The sequence below is a fragment of the Marinobacter iranensis genome (assembly GCF_029207565.1).
In the GTDB taxonomy this organism is placed as follows: Bacteria; Pseudomonadota; Gammaproteobacteria; order Pseudomonadales; family Oleiphilaceae; genus Marinobacter; species Marinobacter iranensis.
On record NZ_JANCMW010000012.1, the window covers coordinates 167,289 to 175,180 of the forward strand.

General features: G+C 55.8%; 7 protein-coding genes. 4 read left to right on the forward strand and 3 right to left on the reverse strand.

Translation table 11 applies throughout. The features are described 5' to 3' along the window. Window positions 1-3: 3 nt before the first annotated feature. Genes NLU14_RS17365 through NLU14_RS17375 form a run of 3 tightly spaced genes read right to left on the reverse strand, consistent with a single transcriptional unit; the run spans window position 4 to window position 3,033 of the window. Complete coding sequence (locus NLU14_RS17365) at window positions 4-1,311, reverse strand: sensor histidine kinase (RefSeq protein WP_275708855.1); 1,308 nt, start codon at window positions 1,309-1,311, stop codon at window positions 4-6. Further along, on the reverse strand, window positions 1,308-2,012 hold the full coding sequence (locus tag NLU14_RS17370) for a response regulator transcription factor (RefSeq protein ID WP_275708857.1): 705 nt from the start codon (window positions 2,010-2,012) through the stop codon (window positions 1,308-1,310). Before NLU14_RS17370 ends, NLU14_RS17365 begins: the two co-directional genes overlap by 4 nt. A 16-nt stretch (window positions 2,013-2,028) precedes the next feature. Continuing rightward, complete coding sequence (locus NLU14_RS17375) at window positions 2,029-3,033, reverse strand: glycosyl transferase family 90 (protein WP_275708859.1); 1,005 nt, start codon at window positions 3,031-3,033, stop codon at window positions 2,029-2,031. Window positions 3,034-3,139: 106 nt separating this feature from the next. Between NLU14_RS17375 and NLU14_RS17380 the strand changes: the two genes are divergently transcribed. From NLU14_RS17380 to NLU14_RS17395, 4 genes are all read left to right on the forward strand, one after another. Further along, entirely contained in the window at window positions 3,140-5,095 is a 1,956-nt protein-coding gene (locus NLU14_RS17380) for an alkaline phosphatase D family protein (protein WP_275708860.1), read from the forward strand. A gap of 87 nt (window positions 5,096-5,182) precedes the next feature. Beyond that, complete coding sequence (locus NLU14_RS17385; protein WP_275708862.1) at window positions 5,183-5,686, forward strand: copper chaperone PCu(A)C; 504 nt, start codon at window positions 5,183-5,185, stop codon at window positions 5,684-5,686. A 491-nt stretch (window positions 5,687-6,177) separates the two neighbouring features. Continuing rightward, a complete protein-coding gene (locus NLU14_RS17390) occupies window positions 6,178-7,029 on the forward strand; it encodes a potassium channel family protein (RefSeq protein WP_275708864.1) in 852 nt (283 codons plus the stop codon). Window positions 7,030-7,283: 254 nt separating this feature from the next. Further along, window positions 7,284-7,613 (forward strand): MoaF-related domain-containing protein, encoded by a 330-nt coding sequence (locus NLU14_RS17395; RefSeq protein ID WP_275708865.1) that lies wholly within the window; start codon window positions 7,284-7,286, stop codon window positions 7,611-7,613. Window positions 7,614-7,892: the final 279 nt, after the last annotated feature.

Below are 7,892 nucleotides of genomic sequence, written 5' to 3' on the forward strand. Positions count from 1 at the left end.
TGTTCACTCCTGCTCCGCCTGTGCGGATGGGTCGGTGGATTCCTGGTGGAATACGATTTGGATATTAGTGCCTTTGTTACCGCTGTGGCTAACGTGAAGCCTCCATTTCAGCCGTTCGCAAATCAGGCGCACGATGAACAGGCCCAGCCCGTCCGCGGGAACCGATTGTTCATCGTTGTTGCCGTCCAGCCGTGCTCGAACGTGCGACGGCAGCCCTTCGCCGGCGTCTGAAATGCTGAGCCGGTCATCTTCAATGCCGATGTAGACCAGGCCCTGGGTGTGACGCAGGGCATTCTGGACCAGGTTGCGCATCAGCATGTGCACGAGTGTCTGGTCGGCCTCAATGGTGGCCGGGTGTCTGGTGACGGCCTGCTTCACCCTTCCGACATATTGGGGCGCGCTGTTTTCCAGCTCCGTTACTACCCGGCGGGCGCAAACCTCAAGATCAACGACATCCGCTTTGTCATGCCCGGAGGCACGATGAGCGAGCTTCAGCAGGGCGTCAACATCCGCCTGCATCTTGTCCGTTGCCTGCCGGATCCTGTCCAGTGTCTTGCGATTGGTTGGGTCAGCCGGGCTGCGCTGGTCAATGACATCCAACGCACCGGATATGACAGCAATGGGCGTACGTAGTTCATGGCTCGCCAGGCTTACCAGGGCCTTCTCGCGGCGCACGTAGGTGTCCAGTGCCTTCAGCAGGTCGTTCAACACCCTGGCGATTTCGTTGAGCTCCTCGTCGGCGTAGTGGGCGGGTATACGCTTGAACGAGCTGTCTGGCTGTATCTTCCGTATCTGGCTGGAGAGGTTTTGCAGGGGGCGGATAATCCGGGTGGAGCCGAGCCGGGCGATGATCAGACTGATGGCGAGCATGCCGACGACGAAAACAACGAAGCCTACCTCCTGGAACCAGTCTTCCCGATTCTCCAGTATAGATATGTCCTGGGCCAGATACAGCACGCCCGGCACGCTTTCCGTCGGCGCAATCGAAAGCAGGTAGGTTTCATCCTCCAGATCGACCTCCGCGGCATAGGGCACAGGCCTGCCACGGAACATATGGGGAAGCTCCACATTTTCTTCCCCTTCCGGAACAAAGAACGCGGTCAACAGCGCGGAGCTCCACGAGGCCACTTCGTCCCCGGCAATACGCTCTTCAAAGTAGGCACGTTCGTCGGCCAGGCCGATGGTCAGGCTGGTTTCCTCGATGTCTTCGTAGATCAGCTCGGTGGCCACCATTGTGATGGCGGCATTGATGATGCCGATCAGAAGCATGGTGCGGAACAGTCGGCCTGACAGCGATCCCTTGCGTGTCACTGCGCCACTTCTCCGCCGCCTGAGTGCGGAAGCTCAAGCCGGTAGCCCCGGCCGTGAATGGAGCGCACCATGGAGTGGCCAAACTCCTTCTGCAGTGTCTTGCGCAGGGTGTAAACGTGGGTGCGAAGGGTGTGGGTGTCGCCGTCGTCGATGCCCCAGATCACATTGCTCAGTTCCTCATGGGAGACAAACTTCGGGTAGCTGCGGATCAGCAACTCAAGGATGCGGCACGATGCGCCCGACAGTTCAACGGCATGCAGGCCACGATAACTGGCCTGGAGCGTGTCCGGATTGTAAGAAAGGTCTCCGGCGGTGAGCCCGGCGTTGCCGGCAGTGCCACGGCGGGATAACGCGTCGATCCGCAGTTGCAGCTCCCGCAGGGCAAAGGGTTTGACCAGGTAATCATCACCGCCCAGTTCAAAGCCCTCTTCCTTATCCGGCAGGTCGCCCTTTGCCGTCATGAAAATGATGGGGGTACTACAGTTCAAATCCTGCCGCATGCGTTTGCAGAGCTCGAAGCCGGTCAAACCGGGCAGCATCACATCCAGCACAACCACATCATAGGTTCGGCTGGACAGCAGGTGCAGGGCGGTCAGCCCGTCTGCCGCAAAGTCGAGGGCGTAGTGGGTTTCACCCAGAAACTCGAACAGGTTCTCCGCCAGGGCGGTCTGGTCTTCAACAATCAGTAATCGGGTTTGCACGTATCCGTTTACCTTTTCAACTGGCCTTGAGACTGGGGAGGTCGTACACCTCCTGTCCGCTCAGTTGAAGGTATTTCTGTATCACCAACAGTGCAATGGTTTGTTCCATTTGTTGGTCATAAAATTTCTTAACATACCGGTTGGCGTTGGCAATGATCGCCTCCGCTTCGTCCGGGTGGTCCTGGTAGTAGCGAATTTTTTCCGGCAGGTCGGAATGGTCATCGGCCAGCTCAACGTAGTGGTAACCGGGCACCAGCACCCCTTCCATAAACCAGGTCTCGAAACGGGGCCGGCGCATCAGGCACAGGGAGTTGGAGGCCATGATCCACTTCAGGTTCGTCGCCACATCAATGCCTTCCACGCTCACCACGAACTGGTGTTGCAGCTGTTCCTCAATACACATGAAGTCTTTGTGGTAGGGCTGGGCCTCGGGTTCCTTATGCTGGGTACAACCAATATCGCACAGTGGGTGACCGATAAAACGGGTGGCGAAATCAATGCGATGCTGGCGGTTGGACTTGCCGCGCCATACCGCCAGGGGCTTCTTCTGGCGAAATGGGGTGGGGTCCTCAACGAATTGGTAATGCCGAACCGAGTTGAGTTTGAGCAATACTGAATTGCGATTGGTGGCATCGCGACGAACGGGGCGGCTCTTCACAAAACGAGGCTCGTCCGGAATCTCGGTGACGTCCCCGAACTGGTAATCCACTTTGCGGTCCCGGGGGAAACACTGGATAAGGTTGCGAAAGTCGAAGCAATAGGCGCTACTCTTACCAGCAAAGGTGAAATCGCCGGCGGGTTCGGCCGTCGAGGGCAACGTGAACGGCACCGACATTCGATTGTAGTAGGCAACCCTCGCCTCAATGGCGGCCTTGCGTTCGGGTGTTTCGGCCTCGTACGCTGCCATCAGCAGGTCGCATTGGCGTTGCCAGTAGGCTCGGGGAACCAGAGAGCGTACCGCATTCCCGGAGTAGTAACCCAGTTTGTGCAGGTTCTTGGAAAAATTGTCACCGACTCGCATTGTTGTCACCGGACGTTGATTGAGACGCCCCTACCGTAACCGGGCAAGGTTCAAGGAAATGTCAGGTAAACATCAATAAAACATCAAAGTGTGTCAGGAGGATTAAATGAGCGAACGGTCTTTGCAGTCCCTGCCGCCGGTGCTGGCCGGGCCGATTCTCAGGCACGCCACTTTCAACAGGGTGACCTTCTGGCTGGTAGGGTCCTGTTCGCTGGCCCTGCGGATGTGCCTTTATCGGGATGATGCAGACGAGCCGTGGTTTGACCGGGTGCTCACCGAAAAGGAAGTCACCAGGGTAAGGTTCGGAGCATCTGCCTACCTGCATCTGATCGACGTTGAAACAGACGATGCGTTGCCCGCAAACACCCGTATCGGCTACGACCTGGGCGTGTCCGGTTTCGAATCGGACGGGAATGCCAGCAGTGATGAATCCTGGATACGGGAATGGGCACCACACCTGTGCATGCCGGGCGCACAACGGCCCGATTTCGTGATCCGGGAAAAGCTGGACCGGCTGCTCCATGGCTCATGCCGGCGCCCGCATTCCGCAGCAGCCGACGGGCTGGTGAGGGTGGACGAGACGCTGGTGGATACCCGGGCCGACATTACAAAGCGCCCAGCCCTGATGCTGATGACCGGCGACCAGATTTACGCAGACGATGTTGCCGGCCCCATGCTGCGAGCCATACACAGCCTGATCGACTGCCTGGGCCTGTACGAGGAAGTGATCAGCGGCAGCTCGGTCAGCGACAGCAAGGCACTGAGGGCGAGCCCGGACACCTACTTTCACCGGGAAAAGCTGCTACCGGATATCAGCAGCAACGCGGCACTGCTGGAGCGTTTCTTCGGTGGTGTCAAAAAGCCGGTATTCACCACCGCCAACGCCCATAACCACCTGATTGCCCTCAACGAAGTCATGGCCATGTACCTGTTGGTCTGGTCGCCGGTGTGCTGGCGCCTGGTCACCATGGAGCAACCGACCCTGTCCGCGGAAGATGCAACCGCCTACCAGCAACAGCAGGCTGCCATTGATGACTTCGTAGCCGGGCTGCCCCAAGCGGCACGGGCACTGGCGCACCTGCCCAGCTACATGATCTTCGACGACCACGACGTAACGGACGACTGGAACCTGTCCGCCCTGTGGGAGAGCACAACCTACGAACACCCGTTCTCCCGCCGCATTGTGGGCAATGCCCTGATTGCCTACCTGCTGTGCCAGGGTTGGGGCAACAACCCTGATGCCTTCGACGAGATCATGCCAGCCATCCGGGAACTGGCGGCATCGGCAGAGCAGGGCGCCCTCTACGACCAAACCGGGCAGGATCAACTGATCGATACCCTGCTGCAGTTCCAGAACTGGCACTACAACCTGCAGACCTCACCCCGCATCGTGGTGTTGGACACCCGCACCCGCCGCTGGCGCAGCGAGCTCAACCGCGCCAGGCCGTCGGGCCTGCTCGACTGGGAAGCGTTGACCGAATTCCAGCAGGACATCATGGGCGAGAAGTCCGTGATCGTGGTGTCTCCCGCGCCCATGTTCGGCGTGAAACTGATCGAAGCCATCCAGAGCGTGTTCACCTTCATCGGCAAACCATTGGTAGTGGACGCTGAAAACTGGATGGCCCACCGTGGGGCCGCCAACGTACTGCTGAACATCTTTGGCCACTCCCGCACCCCGGAAACCTTCGTGATCCTCTCCGGCGACGTTCACTATTCCTTCGCCTACGACGTGCGCCTGCGCCACCGGCCGGACCGCCCCAGAATCTGGCAGATCACCAGCAGCGGCATCAAGAACGAATTCCCACCCACCCTTATGGAGTGGCTGGATCGGATCAACCGCTGGCTCTATGCCCCCTGGTCGCCACTGAACTGGTTTACCAAGCGCCGGCGCATGCGGGTAACCCCAAGGGAGCCCGAAGGCCGCGACGCCGGCGAACGGCTGTGGAACAACGCCGGCATTGGCATGGTGGAGCTGGACGAAGAAGGAGCGCCCACAAACATCGAACAACGGAACTCCCGCTCCGGCGGCACAAGGTTCCTGAAGCCGGACCAGCACCAATAAGCGCTTGCGATCACCGAACACAGAGGCAACACTGTTGCCCTTAAACTATTTCTCTTTGAAACATCCATTTACGAGGCAAAACACACCATGAACCCGCTCTCCAGACTGGCCGCCACCGCACTGATCGCCTGCAGCACCCTGATCGCCACCCCCGCCATGGCCCACGAATACGCCACAGGAAACGTCACCATCGACCACCCCTGGAGCCGCCCGACACCCCCAGGCGTACCCGTGGGCGTTGGCTACATGGCCATCACCAACCACGGCGACAGCGACATCACCTTTACCAGTGCCAGCACCCCCAGGGCAGAAAGCGTCTCCATCCATGAAAGCACCATGAACGACGGCACCATGAGCATGCGCCCATTAAAGGATGGTCTGACCATCCCCGCCGGCGAAACCGTGGAACTGAAACCCCACAGCTATCACCTGATGCTGGAAAAACTGGAAGGACGGCTGAAGGAAGGGGAGCGCGTGCCGCTGACGGTGAATTTTGACGGTGCGGAAACCATGGAGGTTGAACTGAATGTTGAGCCTTTGGATGGTGGCATGGAGATGGAAGAGAAGGGGATGGAGCATTCTGGGCATTGACCAATGTTGGCTGGGGTTATGCTCCGAATGTGCAATTTAAGTTTATGAACTATATTAGGTTTTTCGAACGATGTTCGGGGGGATGTGTGGAGCTATACGAACGCTGGATATACGCCCGGGGTTCGGCGAGGGTGCTCGCACGCTTATGGTCCAGGGATCATTTTCGGACTGAGGAACAGTGGGAGAAGCACGGAGCCCAGCTTGAGAAACACGAGGCCGTTTTTTGGAGGGGCTCGAAGAAGATGATCCAATTAATCCGAGGCTAGATCAGCTCATTGAAGATATTGAGCAGGTTTGCCAGCCAGTCATTGCAGGAAAGGGCACATTGTTCGGTTTTTTAAATATGAAGATAGGATCAAAAAAGAGCTAACTAGGGGTTGCAGCCGACCGCTTTTCCGGCGCGTTGCGCCTCCAAAACGACGGCTCAGCCCAAGCGTTAATTTCCTGCAGTGTATGCCGATACTATAGGCAAGAGAGAGTGGAGAAACAGTTTGAGATTGAATCATCACTCACCAACACAGGTTGGTATCCTTTACGCATTTTTGGTGCTAGCTTTTACACTTCTCTATTGGTTTTGCCCATCTTTCTGGAAATCGCCGCTGACTTTTATTGATAGCTTTTATTTTAGTGTGGTGACGATTACCACCCTGGGATACGGCGACATAACGCCGCAAACCAATGCAGCACGGTTAGCCACGTCAGCCGAGTCGCTCTCCGGAATATTTGTTATTGGCCTTTTTCTAAACGCAATAACATATAACTTCTCGGCGCGAGAATTAGAAACTAAAAGAAAAGAAGAAGACGAAAAATGGCGACCAGCTCGTCTTCTAATGGCACGCCACATTTGCAAGATGCATGCGAGTATTTTCTGGGCTCTCCAATGGATTATTAATCCTGCCAACAAAATAGATAAGAAACAACATGGCATACCGCCAGAAATGTCACAGAGAAATGCTGATGGCTGGGGCCGAAGGCACCAGATTAACCCTTTAGAGCCCCAGTACGATGAGTTAAAGAAAATGGTTGAATACAACAATGTTGCTCTTGACTCAACGCTGCATCCGAAAGTCGTTTCGTTTATCACATGTGCGAAGCAACTTATAAAGGAATGCGACTTCATTGTTCAAGCCTATGAAAAAAAAGAAGAAGCACTATTCGTAGGGTCATTTGATTCTAGTTCTGCCCTTGAGATGGAGAAAGTATATAAATTTATGATTTCGGTGTTTCCAGAGGTTGTTGAATTGGAAAATCTCAATAGGCCGATGAAAAGTGCTGACGAACTTATTGAGCTCGCAAGTGAGCTTAATGATAAGGTCGATTTTTTAAGGCTGAATGTTAGATGAGCTCTGATATTGACAAGCGGCATCAAGGCGACCGCTTTTCCGCCGCTTTGCGACTCCAAACCGTCGCGTGTGCCGGGCGTTAAGAACATTTGGGATCACACATGATACTTAAGGTTGCAGATCACATTAATCTAACAAATGGCTGTTGCCGGACGTGCCTACGCTACGCTCTGGCACGCTGCGAAACCAAGCGCTAGAACGCGTCACTGCAAGCCGCTTCTTACATCATTATTTTCAAAAGAAGGGGGGTAAACATGGCCGAGAAAGCTACACTACCACTTGATGTTGGCCAAGTGCTTGAGATCAGTTTTCAGCCGTTTACACCACGGATAACTGTTCATTCGGAGTGTGAGCTAACTGTGGAAATCGTTTCGGGCGACAATGTCGGCTTCTCTGACACAGTCGAATACGAGGCAGTCGCAATCCGCGATGAACTAGTACTGCTCTCTTGGCAGGAGCATATTGGAAGCACGATCGTCCATGTGCTGGATTTTCATTCCGGCGAAGCGCACACAGTCGTAACGCCAGCTAAGGGCGGTGTTATGCGCCTGAAAGGACGGATTGATAACAAGTCGGTCATGTGATCTGAGGTTTGAAGTGTGAGGTGGCAGAGGCTCGCGGGGCAACCTGCCTGGTTACCGATACCCTTGAGTTCCAATGCAGATAGCCCCTACTGACATACCTCCTCGCACCTGTTTACCGGTTCGTCTTCCGGCACCGTCACAGGGTGCTAAGGTCATGCTATGGGGGGAGTGCAGGTTAACCAGTCAACTAAGTCCATTATGCGTAAGCGTCCGGCAATCACACCTTGTCAGGTATAGCCGGCTTCCAGTTGTGGGGCAATAGCTCGTCGATGGCGTTGT

Bases quoted from the DNA above. Each gene is read 5' to 3' on its own strand.
- NLU14_RS17375 (WP_275708859.1), bottom strand. From the start codon at position 3,033: ATGCGAGTCGGTGACAATTTTTCCAAGAACCTGCACAAACTGGGTTAC.
- NLU14_RS17380 (WP_275708860.1), top strand. From the start codon at position 3,140: ATGAGCGAACGGTCTTTGCAGTCCCTGCCGCCGGTGCTGGCCGGGCCG.
- NLU14_RS17385 (WP_275708862.1), top strand. From the start codon at position 5,183: ATGAACCCGCTCTCCAGACTGGCCGCCACCGCACTGATCGCCTGCAGC.
- NLU14_RS17395 (WP_275708865.1), top strand. From the start codon at position 7,284: ATGGCCGAGAAAGCTACACTACCACTTGATGTTGGCCAAGTGCTTGAG.